The following is a 24965-nucleotide window of genomic DNA, read 5'->3' as shown; positions in this document are numbered from 1 at the left end:
ATAGATTGCCCATTTATGAACCATACTAGGACGAGTATAACTATATTTTGTCGAAAGTGAGGCAACACGAATGAAGGCAACTGGCATTGTACGACGTATTGATGATCTTGGTCGAGTCGTTATCCCAAAGGAAATTAGAAGGACTTTACGCATCCGTGAAGGAGATCCGTTAGAAATTTTCACGGATCGTGAAGGCGAAGTTATTTTGAAAAAATACTCGCCTATTAGTGAATTAGGTGACTTTGCAACTTCATATGTAGAAACGTTATTTGAAACACTTGGTACAGCAGCGTTAATTAGTGATCGTGATGAAATGATTGCTGTTGCCGGTGTATCGAAAAAAGATTATGTGAACCGACGACTCTCATCATTTGCTGAAGAAAGTATTATGCAACGTTCCATTTTAGTCGAGAAGCATGAAAGTTCTGTAGAGTTAGTACCCGGTCAAGTAGAACAAATTAAATCCTATTGCGTGGCACCTATTATCGTGTCAGGAGACCCAATTGGCGCTGTTTATATATTGTCGAAGGTCCATTTTATCGGCGATGCAGAGCAAAAAGTGGCTGAAACAGCCGCACATTTTCTTGCAAAGCAAATGCTCGATTAAAATAAAAAATGTCCTCCTCATCATTGATGAGGAGGACATTTTTTATTTTACGGCTTTAATCGTCGGGGGACTTACTCCTGTAGAATAGTTGAGTAAATCCATTAAATTATTGGCATTGGATTCATTTTGAGTAGGTGATGATTGCACGACATCATCACGCATTTCAGAAATGAGTATTTTAGTACCGTCTTCTTTGACTAGATACTGACGAATATAACCGTTTACCTTTTCTATAATGATACGCGATTTTTCATCCTTAGTTTTCTGAACTTCATTTACATATGCACTTTGTAGGAAATATGGTCGATTAAATTTCGCTGTATTTTGAAATGTTTTGATGTTTGTAATGTTCATTCTCAATTGAACCCCTCCTCTATGCTCATTAGTTAATATTGATATCGGAATATTTAGATAAATATGAATCAAAAATCCCCTTTTTACTGTTATTTTTTAAACTAAAGAAATTTTCATTAAGATATATAGTTCTTTTTGTTTATGTATAGCATTTTTTTAAGGAAGGACATCAATATGCTATACTGATGACATTTAGATTAATGAAGGTTTTGATTGATGTTGTAGAGGAATGAGGATTTAAAATGCCTGAAAAGTGGGGAATGAAGGTATATGTGAAGGGAGTAGCGTTATTAACGCTCGCTGCTTTATTCGTCAAAATATTGAGTATGCTATATCGAGTCCCTTTTCAAAATTTAGTTGGGGACCAAGGTTTTTATATTTACCAGCAAGTGTACCCATTTGTAGCTATTTTCGTTGTATGGACGTCGAGTGGTTTTGCCGTAGCCATTTCTAAAATGCTTGCAGAAGCTGAAGAGCGTGATGGCGAAGCACAGCGTCATGAATTATTACGAGTGACATTTTATTATTTAAGTATATTGTCAATACTGTTCTTCGCCATTTTATTTGGTGGGGCAGATTTATTTGCTAAATGGATGGGCGACCCAGCATTAGCATTACTTTTACGTACGGGTTCGTTCGTTACACTATGCATGCCGGCAATTGCAGTATATAAAGGGTTATTTCAAGCACGTGGCATTATGACGCCTGTCGCTTATGCCCAAGTGATTGAACAAACTGTCCGAGTACTTGTCATCTTAGGTGGTACCTGGATTGTGATGGCGACGACTTCTTCCCTATATCAAGCTGGACAAATAGCAATGGCTGGAACGGTTGTCGGCGAATTGGCTGGTATCATTTTACTGTGGTTATATTTTAAAAAATATAAGCAAAAGAAATCGGTAGTTGTACGAAAAAAAATAGCTATCTTCCCGGTTATTAAGGAATTGACGATTTTAAGTATTGCAGTCAGTATGAGTGGGCTTTTACTGCTATTCTTCCAACTTGTTGATTCATTTACCGTTTTTGAAACACTTGTGAAAGGTGGTATACCAATAGTAGAGGCTATGGAAACGAAGGGCATTTATGATAGGGGGCAACCGCTTGTGCAGGTAGGTCTAGTAATTGCGACATCGTTATCACTCGCCATTGTACCCCTTGTTGCACATGCCTCGAAAAAGCATGGTGGGCGGGATGCTGAACGCTTTATCCAGCTCACCTATCGCACAGCTTTGTTATTTGGTTTTGCTGCGACGCTTGGTTTAATGCTCGTCATGCCTTATGTCAATGAGATGTTGTTTGAAACGCGTGAATTATCTAATGTACTTATTATTTTTGTGATACAAATTGTATGGCTGTCACTTATTTTACCGTTGACGGCAATGCTTCAAGGATTAGGTAAATTAAAAGTACCGGCCTTGTTATTAACGGCAGGTTTTTTGGTGAAAGTGGTTTGTAATGAACCTTTTATTGCCAAATGGGGCATTATAGGAGCGGCGTATGCAGGGAATTTAGGTTTAATTTTTTCGGCTTTTGGGTTGATTTATTATTTTAAAAAAATACGCCCAATAAGGTTGGCGCCAATGCATTTTTATATGGGCACATCGCTTGCTTCGCTTGCGATGATAGGAAGTGTTCTGTTTTGGATTTATTGCGCGGAGCAGTGGTTCTCTTCTTCCTTGCCATCCCGATTGCAAGCAGCGGTGACTGGTAGCTCGGCGGCAGCGATAGGGGCTTTTGTATTTTTGACATTCATTGCAAAGTTAGGTGTTTTATCAAGTCGAGATTGGTTTTTACTGCCGTTTGGACGTAGAATGGCTAGCTATCAACTATGGCTACAACGAAAGAAATAAGGATAGGTGAAAAATTATGCATCAATTAACAGTAATCGGCCTTGGCGCTGGTGACTTTGAACAATTGCAAATGGGCGTATATCGCAAACTACAACAGGCGAAGAAAATATATGTACGTACAATGGACCACCCAGTGCTACATGAATTAGTAGCTGAGGGTATCCAACTGGAAAGCTTCGACAATATTTATGAAAAACATGATGATTTCCGTCCGGTTTATGAAGAAATTGTGGCAACGCTTTTAGATTATGTGGAGCAGGAAGACATTATGTACGCAGTTCCTGGCCATCCACTTGTAGCAGAACTAACTATTCAACTTTTAATAGAAGCCGAAAAAGAAGGTAAAGTGAATTTGAAAATTGAAGGTGGCCAAAGTTTCTTAGACCCAATTTTCGGTGCATTACGCATTGACCCAATCGATGGCTTCCAACTAGTAGATGGTACAACTTTCTCAGCGCATGAAGTGAATATGCATCATCATTTATTAATCGCACAGGTGTACGACACGTTCAGCGCTTCTGAAGTAAAACTAACATTGATGGAAAAATACCGTGAGGATTATCCAGTCACAATCGTCACTGCAGCAGGCTCAGTAGGCGAGAAGTTACGCACGGTTCCTTTATATGAATTAGATCGTGCAGCTGAAATTGATAACTTAACAACGGTCTACGTGCCTCCTGTAGCTAATCGTGACGAAGCACTTCGTGAATGGTCAACATTCCGTGAGATTATTTCAACATTGCGCGGCCCTAATGGTTGTCCTTGGGATCAAAAGCAAACTCATGAAAGTTTGAAAAGGTATATACTTGAGGAAGTGCACGAGTTCCTACAAACAATCGATGAGCAAGATGATGAGCATATGATTGAAGAGCTTGGTGACGTTTTACTACAAGTATTTTTACACGCACAGATCGGTGAGGATGAAGGCTTCTTTAACTTAGAAGATATTCTAGAAGCAGTGAGCGCGAAAATGATCCGCCGTCATCCACATGTATTTGGTGATATTACTGTAGAAAATGTGGAAGAAGTAAATGCCAACTGGGAGAAAATTAAAAATGAAGAGCAGGCAATTGATGACACGACAAAGCCTCTATTAAATGGTGAATACCGTGCAGCGTCTTCACTGCAAACTTCTTATAACTACCAAAGAAGAGCTGCAAAAGTAGGCTTTGACTGGCCAACAACAGATGGCGTATGGGGAAAATTCGTCGAAGAGTGGCAGGAATTCCGTGTAGAAGTGACGAATGGTACGAATGAAACCCGTTTAGATGAATTTGGTGATGTGCTCTTTACATTAGTGAATATCGCACGTGTTTATAAAATTTCAGCAGAAGACGCTATGCTTCATGCAAATAGAAAATTTGCTCGACGCTTCGCGTATGTAGAAGAACAAGTCATGGCAGGCAACAAGGATTTCAAAGCTTACACATTCGAAGAGTTAGATGCTTTTTGGAATGAAGCGAAAAACCAAGAAGGGGAATAATATATGAGATTAGATAAGTTTTTGAAAGTATCACGTTTAATTAAACGCCGTACATTAGCAAAAGAAGTAGCTGATCAAGGTCGTATTACTATCAACAGTAAAGTAGCTAAAGCAAGCTCGGCTGTGAAAGTAAATGATGAATTAGCTATTCGCTTCGGGCAAAAAGTGGTTACTGCACGTATTGAAGAAATTAAAGATATTGTAAAAAAAGATGAAGCTGTAAGAATGTTCACAGTTTTAAAAGAAGAGAAATTAGAAAAAGTAGAACCACAGTTTATTGATGATGAAGATTGAGTTTTAAATCTACTTACTAAGTTATAGTGATATGAATTTCTTTTGGACAAGTCATCTTAGTATTTAGTCATATATTTATCCCGCCCTGCATACAATCTAAAGAACGGGACAAGGGAGGGGAAAACATTGACGTTTCAGCCTGATAACGCAACGTACACAATTCCAACGGGGGATCATTTACTAACGGTCAGAAATCGCAAACGAATGGATGTCACTTCGGTAAAATCGATTGAGCGCTTTGATCAGGAAGAGTTTTATGTACACACTTCACAAGGACATCTACTCATCCGTGGTGAGGAATTACGTATTGTCCATTTGGATGTAGACAAAGGTTTATTGACACTTGAAGGAACAGTGAAAACGCTACAGTATGATGACGAAGAAAACGGCTTGTCTAAAAGCTTCCTTCATAAACTATTTGGATGACCGTAACAGCACAATTTCTCAGCCTTCTCGTCATGATTGCTAGTGGAATTGTAGGAGCAGCATGCATTGATATAGTGCGCACGATTAAATATTATGCACCTCCACGTTCATTTAGAAGAAAAGGCTATGTTACACTAGAGCTTACAACGTGGCTTTTGCTCGGTATAGCTAGCTTTTATTTATTATTAAAGGTGCGGGCTGGCGAATGGCGCCTCGTCGATCCAATTGCGCAGCTCGCAGGATTTTATTGCTACCAGTTATACTTCCAATCGGTTTTTCGGTTTGGAGGCCGACTTATATACAGAATGTTACTTAGGCCATTGTGGTTAATTTTCGATTTTTTTGTTTCGATCATAAGGTGGTTAATCCGCGCCCTATTGCGTGTTGTAAGGCTCCTGCTGTTACCCTTTTTAAAATTGGGTAAAAAAACTAAAGGTTTAAGACTTAAAAAAGTAAGGTAAATTCGTTATAATGGATAACACACATACAAAAACAACTAAGAAGCTTGAAGAATTATCATTTGGGGAGGGATAACGAGGATGAAGAATTATAACAAAAAAGCTGGTGGAGAAAATTCAGTTGCTGCCATTCGTCGAGAATACATCGAGTCCATGGAACGGCAGCAAAGGAAGAAAAGAGGCGTGAAAATACGCCTTTATCGAAGACTAGCTCTTTTTGCTACTATATTTGCCCTCGTTATGGGATCCCTAGTGTTCACATTAATAAATCAAAAGCAGACGCTCGCTAAAAAGGAACAACAGAAAATCGAGCTTACGCAACAACTTTCAGACACTCAAGACCAGCAAGAGGAATTGAAAATTCAAATTGCGAAGCTAAACGACGATGATTACATCGCCAAATTAGCACGTAAAGAACTTTTTCTTTCTGAAGATGGTGAAATCATTTTCTCAATTCCAAAAAATACCGAAAAAAGTGAGAAAAATGGATATTCGAAAGAGTAGTCTTATTGACACTCTTTTTTTGTTGGCTATAATTAGAAGTGAGAATCTAACCGAGTTTTAAGATTCATAAAATGATTACATGACTTTCAAAGTCGCTTAATTTTTAAGGAGGAGCATTTTTTTTATGTCAATTGAAGTAGGCAGCAAGGTACAGGGTAAGGTAACAGGTATCACAAATTTTGGAGCATTCGTCGAGCTGCCAAATGGCTCAACAGGTCTGGTGCACATTAGTGAGGTTGCAGACAATTATGTAAAAGACATCAACGAGCATTTGAAAGTTGGAGAAATGGTTGAGGTTAAAGTAATGAATGTCGAAGCGGACGGTAAGATTGGTTTATCTATCCGTAAAGCAAAACCTCAAGCAGAACGACCAGAGCGTCCTCAACGCCCACGTAATAATAATCGTTCAAATGATCGTAATGATAATCGTCATCAACCGAAAGAGAATTTTGAACAAAAAATGGCACGTTTCTTAAAAGACAGTGAAGATCGTCTTGCTACATTAAAACGTGCTACAGAATCTAAACGTGGTGGCCGTGGCGCAAGAAGAGGATAACTTGCTTGCTATTTTAATCGTAGAAAAAGTGTGAAATCGATTTTTGAGCAATCCATGTATGCCGTGGATTGCTTTTTTAGTGTCTATTTTCAAATAAAAAAGCAGCTTCCTCATAAAGAGAAAGCTGCTTTTTATATGATGACCCCTACGGGATTCGAACCCGTGTTACCGCCGTGAAAGGGCGGTGTCTTAACCGCTTGACCAAGGGGCCAGAAAAATACTGGCACAATTGGCCTGGATGTAAAAATTATGGCGGCAGAGGGGATCGAACCCCCGACCTCACGGGTATGAACCGTACGCTCTAGCCAGCTGAGCTACGCCGCCGTTTTAAACAACATAATAAATAATACAAGATGAACTATGTAAGTGTCAAGCTGTTTTATGAAAATATTTTCTTTTAAAAAGCAATATCTCGTCGAAAAGTTTTTTTCCTCAAAAACACAAAGAGACAAACTTTACGGAATATTCCATCTATAATGATGACAATGTTCTGAAGGAGGTTGTTTTATGAAAATGTGGCATGAAGGAATAGCACAAAATCAAGCAATCAAGAATACATGGGCAAGTGTAGCTAAACGAAAATACCGTATTTGGTTAACTATTTTGTTTTTATTTTGTTCCTTTTATTTATCCAAGGCCGTGTTATTTGAAGCAACGGTACCATTCTTTCTGCCGATTGCGGCCATTGCATTTACTAGGTATCCGAGGTGGATGAGTTGGGCGTTACTGGGGGGATTATTTGGAAGCCTTACATTGGGGCTTGGGCAGACAGCAATTCATATACTAGAATTACTATTTTTATTATTCCTTTTAAAAACGCCTTTGAAACGATGGCCGCTCCCTATAATGGTCGGCTTTAGCATATTAACGGTACAAACTGTGTGGCAATATATTGCGCATAGTGGGCATCCCCCAACACTTGTGTGGTTATATATTGGATATGAGGGTGCCCTCTCTATTTTCATGACGCTCTTTTTGAGTCTACTCTTTTTACCAATGCATCAATTGATGACAGCGAAATGGTCTTTTGAGCGACTCGGTGCAGCACTAATCGTAGGTGCTATGATCCTAACAGCAATGGATGGTGTCATACTTAGCTTTTTATCAATACCACGTATTGCCATGCATCTACTAGTACTCGTTTCTGCTTTAGTTGGAGGCGTCACGTTAGCAACAGCTGTCGCGGTGTTAACAGGTATGATTCTTAGCTTATCCCAACTGTCTTTTAGTGGTATGATGGCGGTTTACGCAGTGACCGGGTTATTTGCAGGGGTATGTAAAAATATCGGTAGACTATGGATTGCTATAGGGGGCATAATGGCGAGCGTCTTTTTTGCGCTTTATGATGCGACGCTCCCGCTCGATTACACATTCTTTATGTCCATTGCGTTTGCGACTTTATTATTTTTTATCTTTCCACAGAAGTGGGTTGTTTATTGGCAGAATCAGCTTTATCCAAATCGAGATGAAGTGCTTTTGGAGAGACAGAAATGGCTAACTGAAAGATTGACGACGAAGCTTGTAGATTTTCATCACTTTGTAGATTTCATGAAAGAACTTGTACATGATCGTTTCGGGGCAATGAATAGACCAGTATCTGAGGAGGTCCAAGAACGGCCGCTTGCGCTTTGTCAATCTTGCTTCAAGTACGATAAATGTTGGGGTAATCGTAAAAGCGAGATGCCAGATTTAATGCAAAAGTGGCTTGATGCAAGTGCTACTGCGAATGCAGCAACGAGGTTACAGCTTGATGAGAAAATTCGCTATAAATGTGTGAAGCCTGGAGCGTTTTTATCTGCTCTTGAAGAGAAGGTTTCAAAGAAGCAACTGAGTGGTCAGTTTTACCACGGGCGAAAGATGATTGCTTTGCAATTACGAGATATGTGTCAGCATATTGATATGGTGATGAATGATATGACGGGGGAGGCAGTGTCTTTCCAACACAAAGAGGACGAGTTATCGGATGAGTTAAAACTTGCGGGTATTGAACATTTTCAAGTGGATATTTTATCGAATGAGGCGGGTAATCGAAAAATAGTTTGTTGTTTACCAGAGAAAAAGGCCTTGTGGGAAACAGATCAAACGTTAGCGGAACGCTTAGTGCTACCCATTTTACAAAGTGTGTTTAATGAGCCGTTTGAAATTGGTCGTACGGCAATGAAGGAGAGCCCGTACCCACATTTGCAGATGACGTTCCAATCGTCAGTTCGCTTCCATATGTCTTATGATGTATATACATCTTCAAAGCAAAATACGATCTACTCAGGTGATTCACATGCGGTTTTTCCGCTTCATCAAGGACTTACTGCTGTTATGTTATCGGACGGGATGGGGCATAGTAAAAAGGCACACCAAGAAAGCAGGCGCTTAATCCGGTTAATGCGTGAATGTATGCATCATCAAATGGCACCAGAAACAGCCATGCATACATTGCATTACGTGATGTCGTTGAAAAATGACAGTGATATGTATGCGACGATGGATTTTGCACTCGTGGATTTGCAAGTCGGTACATTATGGTCTTGGAAAGCTGGTAGTATGGCAACTTATTTAGTACGAGGTGAAAAATGTATCAGACTAGAGAGTAAAAGTGAGCCAGTAGGGTTTTTGACATCTTTTTCAGTGGAGGCTGATCAAGTATCGCTAAAAGCTGGAGATATTATTTTCATGTGCACGGATGGCTTGTTTTTCGAGGAGCAACCATGGGAGGAGCAGGAAGAACGGTTAATTCGCCATTTGCGTGAGTTAGAGAATAGCCCAACTGAGGAAATGTGTGCATCCATTTTACGTGCTTTCCGAGGTCCTGATGTGCCAAATGATGATTGTACACTCGTTGCGATCAGAATTGAGCATAAAATATCAAATTGGTCGTTATTTAAACCATCTTCAGCGGCTATTTCTGAGCAAAAAATGTTAAAATAGTTAATGAGGTGAGAAGATGGAACAACTCGAACAAAAAGCTTATCAATACATGAAGCAATATCATTTATGTAATGAAGGTGACCGTCTTCTCGTAGCTTGTTCAGGGGGTGTCGATTCAATGGCACTTCTACATTTTTTGTATAAAGAAAAAGAACGACTTGGTGTCACAGTTGCAGCGGTTCACGTCAATCATATGTTACGCGGCGTTGATGCCGTTGGAGATCGTCAATTTGTTGAAGCTTTTTGCAGCGAGCACGAAATTCCTATCTATGCTGCAGATATACCGATTCCTCAGATTTTACAGGTGGAGAAGGGGAATTTGCAGGCTATATGCCGTAGAGAGCGTTATCAGTATTTTGAGCAGGTCATGCTAGAAAGTAAAAGTACGCATCTTGTCGTTGCTCATCATGCGGATGATCAAATAGAGAGCGTCGTAATGGCGCTTACTCGAGGTTCGAATGCTTCTGGTATCGCAGGTATTAAGAGAGAGCGCCCATTTGCAAACGGGCACCTCATCCGTCCGTTTTTAGCCGTGACAAAAAAAGACATTCACACTTATTTACAACGAAATGAACAAACTTATCGAGAAGATTCTAGTAATAAAAAGGATTCTTACACGCGTAATCGTATTCGCCATCATGTTGTGCCGTTACTGGAGGAAGAAAATCCACGTGTCGCCGATGCTGTTCGCCATTATACGGAAAAAGTACAGGCTGATGAAGAGTTATTGCAAAGTTTGGCAAAAGATGCTTTTCATGACATTGTGACGAAAAACAATGATGATTCATGGAAACTTTGCATAAAAACATTCCAAAGTAAACCACTCGCTTTACAAAGAAGAATCATTCTACTACTATTAAAATATCTATATAAAGATACAATCATTGTACAAAGTTATACACTTTGGAATTCCATTCTTGAACAGACGGCATTAACGGCAGGAAATGCGATATTGCATTTACCAAAAGATGTAGTAGCAATTCGTCAATATGATGAGCTAATTATCAAGAAAAAACAAATGCCACGTGTAGAAAAGTTACCTAAAATGGTTATTCTTAATACATGGACGAATTTGACGAACAATTTGCGTGTATACATAGGAAAGCTATCTGATGAAAGGCCATCTGATGCTCCCCCGTCCGCAAAGACGTATTTTTTTCAAATCGAACTGCTCTCATTGCCGTTATCTATCCGAACTAGACAGAATGGAGATCGTATCAATTTATTGGGTTTGAATCACCATAAGCGTTTGTCACGTCTCTTTATAGACGAGAAGATTCCGATGGCACTTAGAGATGAATGGCCTGTAATTGTTACGCAAGAAGACGAGGTCATTGCGCTTCCGGGCCTTCGTGTAAGTAGTTATTTTTCAAATAACGAACGTTCTACGGATGATGCGTTTTTCATCGTAGATCAACAAACTTTGTAGTGTCTATATACAATTAAGGAGGAACTGTGATGCTTCAAAAAGACATCGAACAAGTATTAATTTCAGAGGAAGAATTACAAGCTAAAATTCTTGAGCTGGGGAAAGAATTGACTACCGAGTATCAGGAGAAGTTTCCATTAATGATTGGTGTCCTTAAAGGTGCAATGCCATTCATGGCCGATTTAATGAAACGAATCGACACGTACATTGAAGTGGATTTTATGGATGTAACTAGCTATGGTAATGCAACGGTATCTTCTGGAGAAGTGAAAATTGTTAAAGACTTAAACACAAGTGTTGAAGGTCGCGACATTTTGATCATTGAAGATATAATTGATAGCGGTCTAACATTAAGCTACTTAGTTGACCTTTTCAAATACCGCAAAGCAAAATCAATTAAAATTGTTACATTATTAGATAAACCGACTGGTCGCAAAGTAAATTTAAAAGCTGACTATGTATGTTTTGATGTTCCAGATGCATTTGTTGTAGGATATGGTTTAGACTACGCAGAAAAATATCGTAACTTACCATACATTGGTGTATTAAAGAAAGAAGTGTATTCATTTTAATAACATTGTTAAAATTTCGACAATTTTAAAATGAAACTTTTTTTGCGAAATGCTTTTCGTTGTACGCTCTAATGTTCATATGTTAAGATTTACTATAGTTTTTCTGTTTACCTTGTGAGGAGGCTGGGGATGAATCGAATATTTCGATACACCATATTATATTTATTAATTTTCCTCGTGATCATTGGGATCTTTGGTACGTTTAATAACAAGAACCAACCGACGAAAGAGATCCAATATCACGAGTTCATAACGGCATTAGAAAGTGGCAAAGTAACGAAAGCGGAGTTACAGCCAGACAAATTGGTTTATGTCGTTAAAGGTGAGTTAGAAGGTTATAAAAAAGGTGAAACCTTCGTAACAAACGTACCTCGCGATGACCAAGAGTTAATGAACAAAATCTATGCTGCTGCAAAAGACAACTCGAAAATAAACTTTTTAACGGCTCCTGAAACGAGCGGATGGATTCAATTCTTCACCGGAATTATCCCATTCATCATCATCTTTATCCTGTTCTTCTTCTTGTTGAACCAGGCGCAAGGTGGCGGTAATCGTGTAATGAGCTTCGGTAAAAGTAAGGCTAAGCTGTATGACGACCAAAAGAAAAAAGTTCGTTTTACAGATGTAGCTGGTGCAGACGAAGAGAAAGCGGAGCTTATTGAAGTAGTAGACTTCTTAAAAGATCCTACTAAATTCAATGATATTGGGGCACGTATTCCTAAAGGGATCCTCCTTGTGGGACCTCCTGGTACTGGTAAAACTTTACTAGCACGTGCAGTAGCTGGTGAAGCCGGTGTACCATTCTTCTCGATTAGTGGTTCTGACTTCGTTGAAATGTTTGTTGGTGTTGGTGCTTCACGTGTTCGTGATTTATTTGAGAACGCGAAGAAAAATGCACCGTGTATTATCTTCATCGATGAGATAGATGCAGTTGGTCGTCAACGTGGCGCAGGCCTAGGTGGCGGTCATGATGAACGTGAACAAACATTAAACCAATTACTTGTTGAAATGGATGGTTTCGGTGAAAACGAAGGTATTATTATCGTCGCTGCAACTAACCGCCCAGACATTCTAGATCCTGCATTATTACGTCCAGGTCGTTTTGACCGTCAAATTACAGTTGGACGTCCGGATGTAAAAGGCCGTGAAGCGGTACTTAAAGTACATGCTCGCAAAAAACCTTTAGATGAATCAGTGGACTTAAAAGCTATCGCTCAACGTACACCTGGTTTCTCTGGTGCAGATTTAGAAAACTTATTGAACGAAGCTGCTCTTGTAGCTGCTCGTACGAATAAGAAAAAAATCGACATGGGAGATATCGATGAAGCAACAGACCGTGTAATTGCTGGTGTTGCTAAAACGAGTCGTGTGATTTCAGAAAAAGAACGTAATATTGTTGCGTTCCATGAAGCAGGTCACGTTGTTGTAGGCTTAACATTAGACCAAGCTGAAAAAGTGCATAAAGTAACAATTGTTCCTCGTGGTCAAGCTGGCGGTTACGCTGTTATGCTTCCGAAAGAGGATCGTTACTTCATGACAAAACCGGAGCTTCTAGATAAGGTTGCTGGTTTACTAGGTGGACGTGTTGCTGAAGATATCGTCTTTGGCGAAGTTTCAACAGGTGCTCATAATGACTTCCAACGTGTAACAAGTATTGTTCGCTCGATGGTTACCGAATACGGTATGAGTGATAAACTTGGTCAATTACAATTTGGTTCAAGTCAAGGAGGCAATGTCTTCCTGGGCCGAGACATAAATTCTGAACAAAACTATTCAGATCGAATTGCTTATGAAATTGATCAAGAAATGCAAAGTATGGTAAAAGACCAATATGACCGTACAAAACAAATTCTTACTGAAAACCGTGAGCTTCTAAATTTAATTGCTACAACTTTACTTGAAGTAGAAACATTAGATGCAGAACAAATTCAACATCTAAAAGACCACGGTACATTACCGGTCAGATCTTATAACAACAAAAGTGATAAGGAAGCTGATCTAGTACTTGCAAGTAATGAATCTGAAAAAGTAACATTGGTTAAAGAAGAAAAGGTTGATGTATTAGGAACTGCTGATCCAACGGCAAGTGACCTACCTAAAGAAAACCAAGATAGATCATCAAATAATGGTATTCAAGAAGAACGAAAATAATAGCAAGTAAATTAGAAGCTGATTGACCTTTGCACTCGCATAAGGCAATCAGCTTCTTTTATTAGTAGTGAATATGGTATGATTCTTTCAGAAAACTGTATGTAAGTGAGGCTATACTCGATGATTTTAGTAATGGATACAGGGAATACGAATATTTCCTTCGGTATATATAACGAAGACAAACTTCTTCATCATTGGCGTATGGGAACAGATCCGCATAAGACGGAAGATGAATATGCAATGCAAGTGAAGTCGCTGTTTGCGCATGTAGCTTTAGCTTTTGAGGATGTTGATGGTATTATTATTTCTTCAGTAGTACCGCCGATTATGTATTCACTAGAGGCAATGTGTCGTAAGTATTTTTCTCTAGAGCCATTGATTGTTGGACCTGGTGTAAAAACAGGGCTAAATATTAAATATGAAAATCCGAGAGAAGTAGGTGCTGACCGTATTGTAAATGCTGTAGCAGCAATTCATGAATACGATTCACCACTTATTATCGTAGATTTTGGCACAGCAACAACCTATTGTTATATGAATGATAAAGGTGATTATATGGGTGGAGCAATTGCACCTGGCATTAATATTTCAACAGAAGCATTATTTGCCCGCGCTTCTAAGTTACCACGTGTTGAAATTATGCGGCCAAATAATGTTGTTGGAAAAAATACCGTGTCGGCTATGCAAGCGGGTATCGTTTATGGCTATGTTGGGCAAGTAGAAGGTATTGTTAGTCGTATGAAAGCACAGAGTAATAAGGAACCGCTTGTTATTGCGACGGGTGGGCTTGCTTCGCTAATCGCGGAAGAATCAACAATTATCGATATCGTTGATCCTTTTTTAACGTTAAAAGGATTGTATTTAATATATAAGAGAAATCAATAAGAAAAGAGGAAGATTAGAGTGGGAGATTATTTAGTAAGAGCATTAGGTTTTAACAATAGTGTGCGCGCATTTGCGGTAAGCACAACTGAAACTATTGGAGAAGCACAACGCCGTCATGATACTTGGCCAACGACTTCTGCAGCACTTGGTCGTACGATGACTGCTTCAGTGATGATGGGTGCTATGCTAAAAGGTGAAGATAAAATCACTGTCAAAGTAGAAGGTAATGGTCCAGTAGGTCCGATAATCGTAGACGCTAATGCGAAAGGTGAAGTACGCGGTTATGTAACAAATCCACATGTGGAATTTGAATTAAACCCACAAGGAAAATTAGATGTGCGTCGTGCAGTAGGTGCTGAAGGTACATTAACAGTAGTCAAAGATTTAGGGTTACGCGATTTCTTCTCAGGACAAGTACCAATCGTTTCTGGTGAAATCGCTGAAGACTTCACATACTTCTTTGCGACTTCTGAACAGGTTCCCTCATCAGTTGGCCTGGGCGTTTTAGTAAATACAGATGACTCGATCTTAGCTGCAGGCGGATTTATTATTCAACTTATGCCTGGTGTAGAAGATGAAACAATTACAGAAATCGAAAAGCATTTATCAAATATCGAACCTGTCTCTAAAATGATTGAAAAAGGATACACGCCTGAAGAAATATTAGAAGCGGTATTAGGTAAAGAAAATGTTCAAATGTTAGATACAATGCCCGTCAAATTTGAATGTAACTGCTCAAAAGAACGTTTTGGTGCAGCTATTATCAGCCTTGGCGAAAGCGAAATTCGTGACATGATTGAAGAAGACGGTAAAGCAGAAGCACAATGCCACTTCTGCCAAGAAAAATATCAATACTCAAAAGAAGAATTAGAAGGATTTATTGATGAGATAAATACGTAAGGTGCTCGTTTAACAGCGACAAGCGTTGTGCAAAGGAGCGCAGTCTAGGGACGAACGCCACATCGTGCGTGCCTTAATCAAAGTTGTCTTTATAGACTTTGACCGAGAAAACGGAAACGACCTCGAGCCGTTAGTGCCTGAAGCTGGATATACCCGTTAACTATTTAATTCGTTTCTGTATCTAGACTACTCCACATCTAAAAGGTGTAGAGTGGTCTTTTTATCTGAGCCGACTTACTACACCGGGCATTTGTCCAAGAAATAAAATCTAAACTTATCTAACTCAAACAACATCTTTAATACCAACTCTATAAGCTATAATATTTGATGTATCCCTATACAATAAACAACCTAGCGAAGGGTAGTTTACGTTCTTCTTAATATAAATTGTTTTTAATTGACAAACGTATTCGATAGGTTGTAAAATTAAGATAATTTAAAACCTATAAAACTACTAGGAATTAGGAGTGAATAAAAAGATGAGTAAATTAGCTAATTCAGTAACAGAATTAATTGGTAACACTCCGATCGTGAAATTGAATAATGCAACAGGACCTAATGAAGGTAATGTATATGTAAAACTTGAATACTCTAACCCGGGCAGTAGTGTAAAGGACCGTATCGCATTAGCGATGGTAGAAGCAGCTGAAAAAGCCGGTAAATTAAAAGAAGGAAGCACAATAATTGAGCCTACAAGTGGTAACACAGGGATTGGTCTGGCAATGGTAGCAGCTGCAAAAGGATACAAAGCAGTTCTAGTAATGCCTGATACAATGAGTTTGGAACGTCGTAATTTACTGCGTGCTTACGGTGCAGACCTTGTTTTAACACCTGGAGCTGAAGGTATGAAAGGCGCAATAGCAAAAGCAAATGAGCTTTCTGAACAAAACGGCTGGTTCGTTCCGCAACAATTCGAAAACTCAGCGAACGCTGAAATTCACCGTTTAACAACGGGTCCAGAAATCGTTGAAGCATTTGACGGTTTAAATCTGGACGCATTCATCGCCGGTGTTGGTACTGGTGGTACTATAACGGGCGCTGGTGAGGTTTTAAAATCTAAATATCCTGAAATTGAAATTATCGCTGTAGAGCCAAAAGATTCTCAAGTTTTAGCGGGATCTCAACCAGGTCCCCACAAAATCCAAGGAATCGGTGCAGGCTTCGTACCAAAAGTATTAAACACAGAAGTTTATACTTCAATTTTCCCGGTGGAAAATGACGCTGCATTCGATACAGCTCGTAAAATTGCTAAAGAAGAAGGTATATTAGGTGGTATTTCATCCGGTGCAGCTATTTTTGCAGCGATCGAAACTGCAAAACGTCTTGGTAAAGGTAAAAACGTTTTAGCGGTTCTTCCATCAAACGGAGAACGTTACTTAAGTACGCCTTTATACCACTTTGACGACTAATACAACATCAGCAAACTTTTAAGCGAGACATTTGGATGTCTCGCTTTTTATTTTGTCTAAATTTTAACTAGAACTTTGCTCTATCACTGTCATTTTCATATACTGTATGAGTTAGTGTGATTTTAATAAAAACAAAATTAACAGAATGAAAAATATAAATCCAATTAATAGGAGGAAGAGTTCTTGAGCTTATCATTAATCAACTATCCATCGTTTTCAATGGACAAGCAGTCGTTCTTTTATGCGTTTAAGGAACTTGTGAAAGATGAAACGAATCATTTGTTATTAGAAAGTGGCCGCGGTGGTCAGCAGTCGTTAGCAGGTTGGAACCCAATGGCAGTGGTGCGCTCGACTGAAGAAGGCTTACATATTTCCTGGCGTGATGGGAAAGAAGAAATACGAATGGGAGAGTCGCTGTATTTATTAGAAGCGTTGATAGGGGAGTATAAGTTAGCTGTTAATACAGATTTGCCCGATTTCCAGGGCGGTGCAGCTGGTTTTATTTCATATGATTATGCACGGAAAATTGAGAAATTGCCAAACTTAACGGAAGATGATCTGCAAATACCTGACTTGTATTTCTATTTATTCGATGAATGGGCAGTTTTTGATGTTAAGGCTGGGCAAATGCACTTGATGAAACTTTCCTCTAGTAATCTTGACCTGGAGCAGCGTGCGTGTGATTGGCAACTGGCAGGTGAGTGCGGTTTGCAATCGCAAAATTTTGCAGAGGGAACAGCGATGGATGTTGTGCATGATGCAACGAAGCTACAAGTATCGCTATCGGGTGATGTTTTTGAAGAGGCTGTGCGTAAAGTACAAAATTATATTGCGCAAGGTGATGTGTTCCAAGTGAATTTGTCAGTTAGACAAGCGAAGGAACTTGGTGCGGAGCCGATGCAAGTGTATGAGGCGTTACGTTCATTTAACCCATCTCCGTATATGGCGTTTATTCATTCTCCGGAATTTGCTGTTGTATCTGGTTCTCCTGAATTACTTGTAAAAAAGAAAGGGCAGGAACTTTCGACTCGCCCAATTGCAGGAACCCGTCCGCGTGGCAAAAATACAGTTGAAGATGAACGTTTGGCACAAGAATTGATTGATAATGAAAAAGAACGTGCTGAACATGTCATGCTTGTTGATTTAGAACGTAATGATTTAGGGCGTGTTTCAAAATATGGCACCGTTGAAGTAAATGAATTCATGGTGATTGAGAGATATTCGCATGTCATGCATATCGTTTCGAACGTGCGAGGCATTGTCGATGAAAAATGTTCAAATGCAGATGTCGTGAGAGCGCTATTCCCGGGTGGCACAATAACAGGTGCGCCGAAAATTCGTACGATGGAAATCATTGAAGAGCTTGAGACAGTACGACGCGGATTATATACAGGATCGATCGGTTGGTTAGGCTACAATGGTGATTTAGAATTAAATATTGTTATTCGTACAGCCTTTATAAAAGATAGTATGGCTTATATTCAAGCGGGTGCAGGTATTGTGATTGATTCGGTCCCTAAAAACGAATATATTGAATCGCTGAACAAGGCAAAGGCACTATGGCAAGCAAAGGCGATGGCAGAGGAGTGTAATGTATGATTTTAATGATTGATAATTATGATTCATTTACGTATAATCTCGTACAATATTTCGGTGAATTTGGCCAAGAGCTTATAGTGAAACGAAATAATGAGTTAACAGTGCAAGATATCGAGAAGTTAGCACCAGCTATGATTGTTATTTCTCCTGGGCCTTGTAGTCCCAATGAAGCGGGCAGAAGTTTAGAAATTATTGAGCATTTTGCGGGAGTTGTTCCGATTTTTGGTGTATGTCTCGGTCATCAGGCGATTGCACAAGTGTTTGGGGGGAAGGTTATTCGTGCTGAACGTTTAATGCATGGTAAGACTTCTCCAGTACAGCATGATAGTAAAGGTGTAAATAGTAAGCTACCAAATCCGTTCCAAGCGACTCGTTATCATTCGTTAATCGTTGAACGTGAATCTTTACCAGACTGTCTAGAGATTACTTCATGGACCGAAGAAGGTGAAATTATGGGTATTCGCCATAAGGAATATCCAATAGAGGGAGTACAATATCATCCGGAGTCTATTATGACAGAGAAAGGTAAGAAGATTTTGCGTAACTTTATCGATTGTTATTGTGTGGCTAGTGAAGGGCGGAGTAACTAATGTGGTGTTGGATGAACGGAGAGTATGTTCAAAGTGAGGATTTGAGAATATCTCCATTTGATCATGGTTTCTTATATGGACTAGGCTTTTTTGAAACATTTCGCACGTATGGTGAGGATGTTTTTCTTTGGGAAGAGCATTGTAAGAGACTACAACATGCATTAGATGATTATCATATAGTTTTACCGTATAGCTTTGTGGAACTTTTGACTGTTATTCGTGAGTTGGATGAGCGTTCGGATGGGGAGGATGGTTATTTCAGATTGAATGTTTCAGCTGGACCGCATGATATTGGGTTGAAACCGACAAGTTATACGGAGCCGACTGTTATTATATTCCGCAAATCTTTGCCGAAGATGATAAGAGGTCAAGAAAAATCGGCAGTATGGCTTAATACGAAGCGTAATTCGCCTGAGCAAGCAATCCGTCATAAATCACACCACTATGCGAATAATGTATTAGCTCGATTTGAAATGCCCTCGTTAGTTGAGCAAGAAGGTTTTTTTGTTAATGCAGAAGGTTTTGTGGCAGAAGGTATTACATCGAATATATTTTGGGTGAAGGATGGGGAAATTTACACACCTTCTATTGAAACGGGAATATTACCCGGTATTACGCGCCAGCAAGTGATGCAACAGGTGGCGGTGGTAGAGGGGTTTTACACACCTGAGCAATTAGAGAGTGCAGATGAATGTTTTATCACAACCTCGATTCAAGAGCTCATCCCTATTCGTTTATTGCAAGGGAAAAATTTCCTGGGAAATACCGGGCCGGTTTACAAAGCGCTTCATGAGCAGTATGTTAAAAGCATAAATGATATGAAGGGAAGATCCTGATGAACCTAGACAAATACACAACACCATTAACAATCGATGGTCATATCCTCGACTTCCATAAAGAAACACTTGTGATGGGCATTTTAAATGTAACGCCAGATTCTTTTTCAGATGGTGGTAAATATAATGAGCCCGTAGCAGCAATTGCGCAAGCGAAGCAAATGGTTGCAGATGGTGCGAAAATTATTGATATCGGTGGCGAATCCACACGCCCTGGACATACTCAAATTTCAGTAGAAGAGGAACTATCTCGTATTACACCTGTTATTAAAGCACTTCGTAAAGAAGTAAATGTGTTAATTTCGGTAGATACGTATAAAGCGGATGTGGCAAGACAGGCTGTTTTAGCTGGTGCACATATTATTAATGATATTTGGGGTGCGAAATACGATTCTGAAATTGTTAACGTTGCAGCTGAGCTAAATGTGCCGATTATTTTAATGCATAACCGTGATAATGAGGAATACGGAGAACATTTCTGGGTATCAGCAAAAGCTGATTTAGAAGAAAGTGTGCAAATTGCAAAATCAGCTGGCGTTCCTGATGCTCATATTTGGTTAGATCCAGGTATTGGTTTTGCGAAATCGCATCATGAAAACGTGTTAATGATGCAAGCGTTACCTCAATTAGTAGAGATGGGTTATCCGGTACTACTTGCAACATCCCGCAAAAGAATGATTGGTAACATTTTAGATCTTCCCGTTACAGAACGAACAGAGGGTACGGGTGCTACAGTTTGTTTTGGTATAGATAAAGGTTGCCATATGATGCGTGTACATGACGTTAAGGAAATTACTCGTATGACACGTATGATGGATGTTTTAGTAGGCAAGTGTCTGGATGTAGAACTATGAAAATTATTCCTAAATATTTTTTATTAAAATAATAAAGCCTGTCATTAAGAGGAGTGTTAACTATGGATTATATCCATGTGAAAGATATGGAATTTTACGGCTATCACGGTGTATTAGCTGCTGAAACAGAAATTGGTCAACGTTTTAGAGTATCGCTATCTTTAGCTGTAGATCTACAGCAGGCTAGTGAAACAGATGAGCTTGAATATACAGTAAACTATGCGGAAGTTTATATGATTTGCAAAGAAATTGTTGAAGGTAAGCCTTATAAGTTAATCGAAGCTGTTGCTGGACAAATTGCGAAGCGTATTTTGACTATATATGAAGGACAAGTAAAAGGACTGCTTGTAGAAATGATTAAACCAGATCCGCCGATTCCTGGTCATTACCGTGAAGTATCTGTTGAGCTGACAAGAGGAGAGTTCCGATGAACGACGTATATATTTCTTTAGGGTCTAATATAGGTGACCGCCTGCAAACTTTGCAACATGCGGTGAAGCTACTAACGGAACAAAATGAAGTAGAAGTTGTAAAGTTATCTTCAATATATGAAACGGATCCAGTTGGTTTTACTGATCAAGATGCTTTTCTTAATATGGTTGCGCATATTCGCACTGCACTGGCACCTGAAAAAACACTTAAAATGTGCCAAGCAATTGAAAATGAATTAAAGCGAGTACGCGTTATTCGTTGGGGTCCGAGAACAATAGACCTTGACATTTTGCTCTATAATCACGACAATATTGAAACAGAGACACTAACCGTTCCGCATCCTCGCATGCATGAACGTGCTTTTGTACTAGTGCCATTATTGGAAATTGATCCAAAGCTCATCGACCCTAAAACAAACGCAGCATTACAAACGGTGCTATCCAGTGTTGGGAAAGAAGGCGTACGACAATGGAAAACGATCGCTGGGGTAGGAGAATTCGTGCATTCCGAAAACTAAAAAGAATTCAGCAGGTCGAATTTGCAAAAAAGGTTGGTATGTCTACATCTATTTTAGGTAAAATTGAACGTGGAGACCGTTTACCAACAGAAGAACAGTTACAAATCATAGCGACAGTGCTTGATATAAATATGGACGAATTAAAAGGTGAAGAGTGATCTTCAATTATTAAAGGAGGGGACACAGCATGACACTAACAAATGATAAGCCGTTCAAAATTGGCGATATCGTAATGGATAACCGAGTGGTACTTGCGCCCATGGCAGGTATATGTAACTCCGCTTTCCGCTTAACAGTAAAAGAGTTTGGCGCAGGTTTAGTATATGCTGAAATGATTTCAGATAAAGGGATTGTTTATCGTAACGAAAAAACGATGAATATGCTTTATATCGACGAACGTGAAAACCCACTATCTTTACAAATTTTTGGTGGAGATAAAGAGACACTTGTAGAAGCGGCTAAATACGTTGATCAAAATACATCAGCAGACATTATCGATATTAATATGGGATGTCCAGTAAACAAAATTATTAAATGTGAAGCGGGGGCAAAATTGCTTCTAGATCCATATAAAGTATACGAAATGGTAGCTGCAGTAGTAGATAATGTGAAAAAACCCGTCAGCGTGAAAATGCGTATTGGTTGGGATGATGCACATGTCTTTGCGGTAGACAATGCCAAAGCTGTAGAACGTGCGGGTGCATCGGCGGTTGCTATTCACGGTCGTACACGCGTTCAAATGTATGAAGGCCACGCAAACTGGGATATCATTCGCCAAGTAAAAGAAAGTGTGAATATTCCTGTTATCGGTAACGGTGATGTGGAAACTCCGCAAGATGCACAGCGTATGCTTGAGCAAACGGGAGTAGATGGTGTGATGATCGGCCGTGCAGCACTTGGTAACCCGTGGATGATGTATCGGACGGTGGAATATTTAAAATCAGGTAAGTTAATCGAGGAACCTAGCGTTCGCGAAAAAATCGACGTATGTCTATTACACTTTGAGCGCCTAATGGCATTAAAAGGTGAAGTTGTAGCTGTTCGTGAAATGCGCAAACATGCATCGTGGTACTTAAAAGGTATCCGTGGTAACGGTAAAGCTCGTAATGCCATTAATCAAACAGAAACAGCATTAGAATTAAGAACGTTATTAAATGGCTTAGTAGCTGAATTCGAAGAACTTGAAGCAACAGAAAATGCCATTCACATTATCTAATAATAGAGTATGATTATATGAGGCACTAAGAACTGTTGCTGAACTATAACAATAAGCCGCCGCCTCTAAAGTGGTGGCTTTTTACTTTATGTGACAGTGAATTATAGTGTAATCACTATTAAATGAGGATAAAGACGTGAATCGTCAAGCGAAATTGTGTACAATAAGTACATTATGGACTGCTTAGCGGAACAAAGAAATGAGGAGTGAATAACGTGTCTGAAGAATTAAATGACCAAATTTTGGTGAGACGCCAAAAGATGGCTTCTATTAGAGAGAACGGTTTAGATCCATTCGGTGGCCGTTTTGAACGTACGCATTTATCAAACGAAATCCTAGCGCAATATGAGGGCTTCACTAAAGAACAGCTAGAAGAAGATTTGCATGAAGTTGTAATAGCGGGGCGTATTATGACAAAACGTGGTAAAGGTAAAGCTGGCTTCGCACATATTCAAGATCTTGGTGGACAAGTTCAAATTTACGTACGTAAAGATGCTATCGGAGAAGAAGCATACGAATTATTCAATCAAGCAGATCTTGGTGATATCGTAGGTGTCCGTGGTAACGTATTCCGTACAAATGTTGGAGAGCTTTCTGTTAAAGCAACAGAATTCACATTCTTAACGAAAACACTACGTCCAATGCCGGAAAAATTCCATGGTTTAAAAGATGTAGAGCAACGTTATCGTCAGCGCTACTTAGATTTAATGACAAGTGAAGAAAGTAAACAAACTTTCATTGCGCGTTCTAAAATTATTCAAGCAATCCGTCGTTACTTAGATGGAAATGGCTATCTAGAAGTAGAAACGCCAATGCTACATGCAATTGCGGGTGGAGCAGCGGCACGTCCGTTCATTACACACCACAATTCATTAGATATTGATTTATATATGCGTATTGCAATTGAGCTTCACCTAAAACGTTTAATCGTGGGTGGACTTGAAAAAGTGTACGAAATTGGCCGCGTATTCCGTAATGAAGGTATGTCAACGCGCCATAACCCGGAATTCACAATGATTGAGTTATATGAAGCGTATGCAGACTACCGCGACATTATGGCGCTTACAGAGAACTTAATCTCTCATGTAGCACAAGAAGTATTAGGTACAACTGATGTGCAATATGGTGAAGATGTTATTAACCTAGCGCCAGGTTGGACTCGTTTACACATGGTAGATGCAGTTAAAGAAGCAACAGGTGTAGACTTCTGGGTACCGATGTCTAAAGAGGAAGCGCAAGCCCTTGCAAAAGAACACGGCGTCGAAATTAAAAACTCAATGGAAGTAGGTCATATCATTAATGAATTCTTCGAACAAAAAATAGAAGAATCATTAGTACAACCTACATTCATTTATGGTCACCCGGTAGAAATCTCTCCATTAGCTAAGAAGAATCCTGAAGACGAGCGCTTCACGGATCGTTTCGAGCTGTTCATCGTTCGTCGTGAACATGCAAATGCCTTCACTGAGTTAAATGACCCAATCGATCAACGTGAACGCTTTGAAGCGCAGATTGTTGAAAAAGAAGCGGGTAATGACGAAGCGCATGAAATGGATGAGGACTTCATCGAAGCGTTAGAATACGGTATGCCTCCAACAGGTGGACTAGGTATCGGTATCGATCGCTTAATTATGTTATTAACAAACTCACAAACTATACGCGATGTATTGTTATTCCCGACAATGCGTCCACGCGACTAATTAATAAGCATGTGTCGTAAAACGGCTCTAGTAATTTCTAGAGTCGTTTTATTTTGTTTCTATTAGAATGTTAAAGCTTTATTTGTAAATGACTAAGATATTCATTACAATGGAAAACAAATCATTTTAAGCATGTGCAATTAAAAGTAACTTTTAATTAAAATTCAACTTTTTTAAAAAAGGGGTTGCACATCAATTGGTATGGTGGTATATTAATTAAGTTGCTAATTTAGTTAACGCAACAACTTAAAAAACAACTTTAAAAGTTGTTGACACTGAGAAGTGAAGTTGATATAATATGAAAGTTGCTAATTAAGCAGCGGTAACATGATAGAGAAAATGACTTAAAAAGAAATTTAAAAAGTTGTTGACAACGAAATGTTATTACGATATAATATTGAATGTCGCTAACGAAGTGGCG

At 39.3% G+C, this 24965-nt stretch carries 25 protein-coding genes and 2 tRNA genes; 24 read left to right on the top strand and 3 right to left on the bottom strand.

From position 1 onward, the window contains the following. The first annotated feature begins 70 nt into the window (after positions 1 to 70). Positions 71 to 607 (top strand): stage V sporulation protein T, encoded by a 537-nt coding sequence (gene spoVT / locus JFL43_RS19035; protein ID WP_100795444.1) that lies wholly within the window; start codon positions 71 to 73, stop codon positions 605 to 607. 42 nt (positions 608 to 649) lie between these two features. Here the strand turns inward: spoVT and JFL43_RS19030 are convergent, their stop codons facing one another. Further along, positions 650 to 967, bottom strand: a complete 318-nt coding sequence (locus JFL43_RS19030; RefSeq protein ID WP_200750249.1) for a hypothetical protein — start codon at positions 965 to 967, stop codon at positions 650 to 652. A 236-nt stretch (positions 968 to 1203) separates the two neighbouring features. Between JFL43_RS19030 and JFL43_RS19025 the strand changes: the two genes are divergently transcribed. The 7 genes from JFL43_RS19025 to JFL43_RS18995 all read left to right on the top strand — a co-directional run bounded on the left by JFL43_RS19025 (position 1204) and on the right by JFL43_RS18995 (position 6532). Continuing rightward, positions 1204 to 2811, top strand: coding sequence for a putative polysaccharide biosynthesis protein (locus JFL43_RS19025; protein ID WP_200750248.1), 1608 nt, complete (start codon positions 1204 to 1206; stop codon positions 2809 to 2811). A 16-nt stretch (positions 2812 to 2827) separates the two neighbouring features. Next, a complete protein-coding gene (gene yabN / locus JFL43_RS19020) occupies positions 2828 to 4294 on the top strand; it encodes a bifunctional methyltransferase/pyrophosphohydrolase YabN (RefSeq protein WP_200750247.1) in 1467 nt (488 codons plus the stop codon). A 3-nt stretch (positions 4295 to 4297) separates the two neighbouring features. Further along, the gene (locus JFL43_RS19015; protein ID WP_200750246.1) at positions 4298 to 4588 is read left to right on the top strand and encodes an RNA-binding S4 domain-containing protein; all 291 of its coding nucleotides are present in this window, start codon (positions 4298 to 4300) and stop codon (positions 4586 to 4588) included. A 126-nt stretch (positions 4589 to 4714) separates the two neighbouring features. Then, the gene (gene yabP / locus JFL43_RS19010) at positions 4715 to 5014 is read left to right on the top strand and encodes a sporulation protein YabP (RefSeq protein ID WP_100795449.1); all 300 of its coding nucleotides are present in this window, start codon (positions 4715 to 4717) and stop codon (positions 5012 to 5014) included. Continuing rightward, complete coding sequence (gene yabQ, locus JFL43_RS23570) at positions 5011 to 5475, top strand: spore cortex biosynthesis protein YabQ (RefSeq protein ID WP_200750245.1); 465 nt, start codon at positions 5011 to 5013, stop codon at positions 5473 to 5475. The genes yabP and yabQ overlap by 4 nt, the downstream gene beginning before the upstream one ends. Before the next feature lie 78 nt (positions 5476 to 5553). Beyond that, complete coding sequence (locus tag JFL43_RS19000) at positions 5554 to 5976, top strand: FtsB family cell division protein (protein ID WP_100795451.1); 423 nt, start codon at positions 5554 to 5556, stop codon at positions 5974 to 5976. A 124-nt stretch (positions 5977 to 6100) separates the two neighbouring features. After that, on the top strand, positions 6101 to 6532 hold the full coding sequence (locus JFL43_RS18995) for a S1 domain-containing RNA-binding protein (protein ID WP_100795452.1): 432 nt from the start codon (positions 6101 to 6103) through the stop codon (positions 6530 to 6532). A gap of 139 nt (positions 6533 to 6671) precedes the next feature. On the opposite strand, the gene JFL43_RS18990 is transcribed toward JFL43_RS18995, so the two are convergent. Then, positions 6672 to 6743, bottom strand: a tRNA-Glu gene (locus tag JFL43_RS18990). 39 nt (positions 6744 to 6782) lie between these two features. After that, positions 6783 to 6856 (bottom strand) — tRNA-Met (locus JFL43_RS18985). Between the two features lie 183 nt (positions 6857 to 7039). Between JFL43_RS18985 and JFL43_RS18980 the strand changes: the two genes are divergently transcribed. From JFL43_RS18980 to lysS, 16 genes are all read left to right on the top strand, one after another. After that, positions 7040 to 9454, top strand: coding sequence for a SpoIIE family protein phosphatase (locus JFL43_RS18980; protein WP_200750244.1), 2415 nt, complete (start codon positions 7040 to 7042; stop codon positions 9452 to 9454). A 16-nt stretch (positions 9455 to 9470) separates the two neighbouring features. Then, a complete protein-coding gene (tilS, locus tag JFL43_RS18975) occupies positions 9471 to 10883 on the top strand; it encodes a tRNA lysidine(34) synthetase TilS (protein WP_200750243.1) in 1413 nt (470 codons plus the stop codon). Between the two features lie 29 nt (positions 10884 to 10912). Next, on the top strand, positions 10913 to 11455 hold the full coding sequence (hpt, locus tag JFL43_RS18970; protein WP_100795455.1) for a hypoxanthine phosphoribosyltransferase: 543 nt from the start codon (positions 10913 to 10915) through the stop codon (positions 11453 to 11455). Positions 11456 to 11584: 129 nt separating this feature from the next. Next, entirely contained in the window at positions 11585 to 13606 is a 2022-nt protein-coding gene (gene ftsH / locus JFL43_RS18965) for an ATP-dependent zinc metalloprotease FtsH (RefSeq protein WP_200750242.1), read from the top strand. Between the two features lie 120 nt (positions 13607 to 13726). Next, entirely contained in the window at positions 13727 to 14491 is a 765-nt protein-coding gene (locus tag JFL43_RS18960; protein ID WP_100795457.1) for a type III pantothenate kinase, read from the top strand. Positions 14492 to 14509: 18 nt separating this feature from the next. Further along, positions 14510 to 15391, top strand: a complete 882-nt coding sequence (hslO, locus tag JFL43_RS18955) for an Hsp33 family molecular chaperone HslO (RefSeq protein ID WP_200750241.1) — start codon at positions 14510 to 14512, stop codon at positions 15389 to 15391. A gap of 479 nt (positions 15392 to 15870) precedes the next feature. Continuing rightward, complete coding sequence (gene cysK, locus JFL43_RS18950) at positions 15871 to 16800, top strand: cysteine synthase A (RefSeq protein ID WP_200750240.1); 930 nt, start codon at positions 15871 to 15873, stop codon at positions 16798 to 16800. Between the two features lie 219 nt (positions 16801 to 17019). Beyond that, positions 17020 to 18399, top strand: a complete 1380-nt coding sequence (locus JFL43_RS18945; RefSeq protein ID WP_100798079.1) for an anthranilate synthase component I family protein — start codon at positions 17020 to 17022, stop codon at positions 18397 to 18399. After that, positions 18396 to 18989, top strand: a complete 594-nt coding sequence (gene pabA / locus JFL43_RS18940) for an aminodeoxychorismate/anthranilate synthase component II (protein WP_100795460.1) — start codon at positions 18396 to 18398, stop codon at positions 18987 to 18989. The genes JFL43_RS18945 and pabA overlap by 4 nt, the downstream gene beginning before the upstream one ends. Further along, a complete protein-coding gene (pabC, locus tag JFL43_RS18935; protein ID WP_200750239.1) occupies positions 18989 to 19825 on the top strand; it encodes an aminodeoxychorismate lyase in 837 nt (278 codons plus the stop codon). Before pabA ends, pabC begins: the two co-directional genes overlap by 1 nt. After that, entirely contained in the window at positions 19825 to 20679 is an 855-nt protein-coding gene (folP, locus tag JFL43_RS18930) for a dihydropteroate synthase (RefSeq protein WP_200750238.1), read from the top strand. The genes pabC and folP overlap by 1 nt, the downstream gene beginning before the upstream one ends. Before the next feature lie 62 nt (positions 20680 to 20741). Further along, on the top strand, positions 20742 to 21110 hold the full coding sequence (folB, locus tag JFL43_RS18925) for a dihydroneopterin aldolase (protein WP_100795463.1): 369 nt from the start codon (positions 20742 to 20744) through the stop codon (positions 21108 to 21110). Beyond that, positions 21107 to 21628, top strand: coding sequence for a 2-amino-4-hydroxy-6-hydroxymethyldihydropteridine diphosphokinase (folK, locus tag JFL43_RS18920; RefSeq protein ID WP_100795464.1), 522 nt, complete (start codon positions 21107 to 21109; stop codon positions 21626 to 21628). The genes folB and folK overlap by 4 nt, the downstream gene beginning before the upstream one ends. Then, complete coding sequence (locus JFL43_RS18915) at positions 21580 to 21786, top strand: helix-turn-helix domain-containing protein (RefSeq protein WP_100798080.1); 207 nt, start codon at positions 21580 to 21582, stop codon at positions 21784 to 21786. The genes folK and JFL43_RS18915 overlap by 49 nt, the downstream gene beginning before the upstream one ends. Before the next feature lie 29 nt (positions 21787 to 21815). After that, positions 21816 to 22844 (top strand): tRNA dihydrouridine synthase DusB, encoded by a 1029-nt coding sequence (gene dusB / locus JFL43_RS18910; protein ID WP_200750237.1) that lies wholly within the window; start codon positions 21816 to 21818, stop codon positions 22842 to 22844. 206 nt (positions 22845 to 23050) lie between these two features. Continuing rightward, positions 23051 to 24544, top strand: a complete 1494-nt coding sequence (gene lysS, locus JFL43_RS18905) for a lysine--tRNA ligase (RefSeq protein WP_200750236.1) — start codon at positions 23051 to 23053, stop codon at positions 24542 to 24544. Positions 24545 to 24965: the final 421 nt, after the last annotated feature.

The sequence above is a fragment of the Viridibacillus soli genome (assembly GCF_016612995.1).
GTDB lineage: Bacteria > Bacillota > Bacilli > Bacillales_A > Planococcaceae > Viridibacillus > Viridibacillus soli.
Note: the sequence above shows the minus strand (reverse complement) of the source record. Positions and strands in the feature narration are given on the sequence as shown.

Coding starts and splice junctions, on each gene's coding strand:
- spoVT (WP_100795444.1), top strand. CDS start 71: ATGAAGGCAACTGGCATTGTACGACGTATTGATGATCTTGGTCGAGTC.
- JFL43_RS19025 (WP_200750248.1), top strand. CDS start 1,204: ATGCCTGAAAAGTGGGGAATGAAGGTATATGTGAAGGGAGTAGCGTTA.
- yabN (WP_200750247.1), top strand. CDS start 2,828: ATGCATCAATTAACAGTAATCGGCCTTGGCGCTGGTGACTTTGAACAA.
- JFL43_RS19015 (WP_200750246.1), top strand. CDS start 4,298: ATGAGATTAGATAAGTTTTTGAAAGTATCACGTTTAATTAAACGCCGT.
- yabQ (WP_200750245.1), top strand. CDS start 5,011: ATGACCGTAACAGCACAATTTCTCAGCCTTCTCGTCATGATTGCTAGT.
- JFL43_RS19000 (WP_100795451.1), top strand. CDS start 5,554: ATGAAGAATTATAACAAAAAAGCTGGTGGAGAAAATTCAGTTGCTGCC.
- JFL43_RS18995 (WP_100795452.1), top strand. CDS start 6,101: ATGTCAATTGAAGTAGGCAGCAAGGTACAGGGTAAGGTAACAGGTATC.
- JFL43_RS18980 (WP_200750244.1), top strand. CDS start 7,040: ATGAAAATGTGGCATGAAGGAATAGCACAAAATCAAGCAATCAAGAAT.
- tilS (WP_200750243.1), top strand. CDS start 9,471: ATGGAACAACTCGAACAAAAAGCTTATCAATACATGAAGCAATATCAT.
- hpt (WP_100795455.1), top strand. CDS start 10,913: ATGCTTCAAAAAGACATCGAACAAGTATTAATTTCAGAGGAAGAATTA.
- ftsH (WP_200750242.1), top strand. CDS start 11,585: ATGAATCGAATATTTCGATACACCATATTATATTTATTAATTTTCCTC.
- JFL43_RS18960 (WP_100795457.1), top strand. CDS start 13,727: ATGATTTTAGTAATGGATACAGGGAATACGAATATTTCCTTCGGTATA.
- cysK (WP_200750240.1), top strand. CDS start 15,871: ATGAGTAAATTAGCTAATTCAGTAACAGAATTAATTGGTAACACTCCG.
- JFL43_RS18945 (WP_100798079.1), top strand. CDS start 17,020: ATGGACAAGCAGTCGTTCTTTTATGCGTTTAAGGAACTTGTGAAAGAT.
- pabA (WP_100795460.1), top strand. CDS start 18,396: ATGATTTTAATGATTGATAATTATGATTCATTTACGTATAATCTCGTA.
- pabC (WP_200750239.1), top strand. CDS start 18,989: ATGTGGTGTTGGATGAACGGAGAGTATGTTCAAAGTGAGGATTTGAGA.
- folP (WP_200750238.1), top strand. CDS start 19,825: ATGAACCTAGACAAATACACAACACCATTAACAATCGATGGTCATATC.
- folB (WP_100795463.1), top strand. CDS start 20,742: ATGGATTATATCCATGTGAAAGATATGGAATTTTACGGCTATCACGGT.
- folK (WP_100795464.1), top strand. CDS start 21,107: ATGAACGACGTATATATTTCTTTAGGGTCTAATATAGGTGACCGCCTG.
- JFL43_RS18915 (WP_100798080.1), top strand. CDS start 21,580: ATGGAAAACGATCGCTGGGGTAGGAGAATTCGTGCATTCCGAAAACTA.
- dusB (WP_200750237.1), top strand. CDS start 21,816: ATGACACTAACAAATGATAAGCCGTTCAAAATTGGCGATATCGTAATG.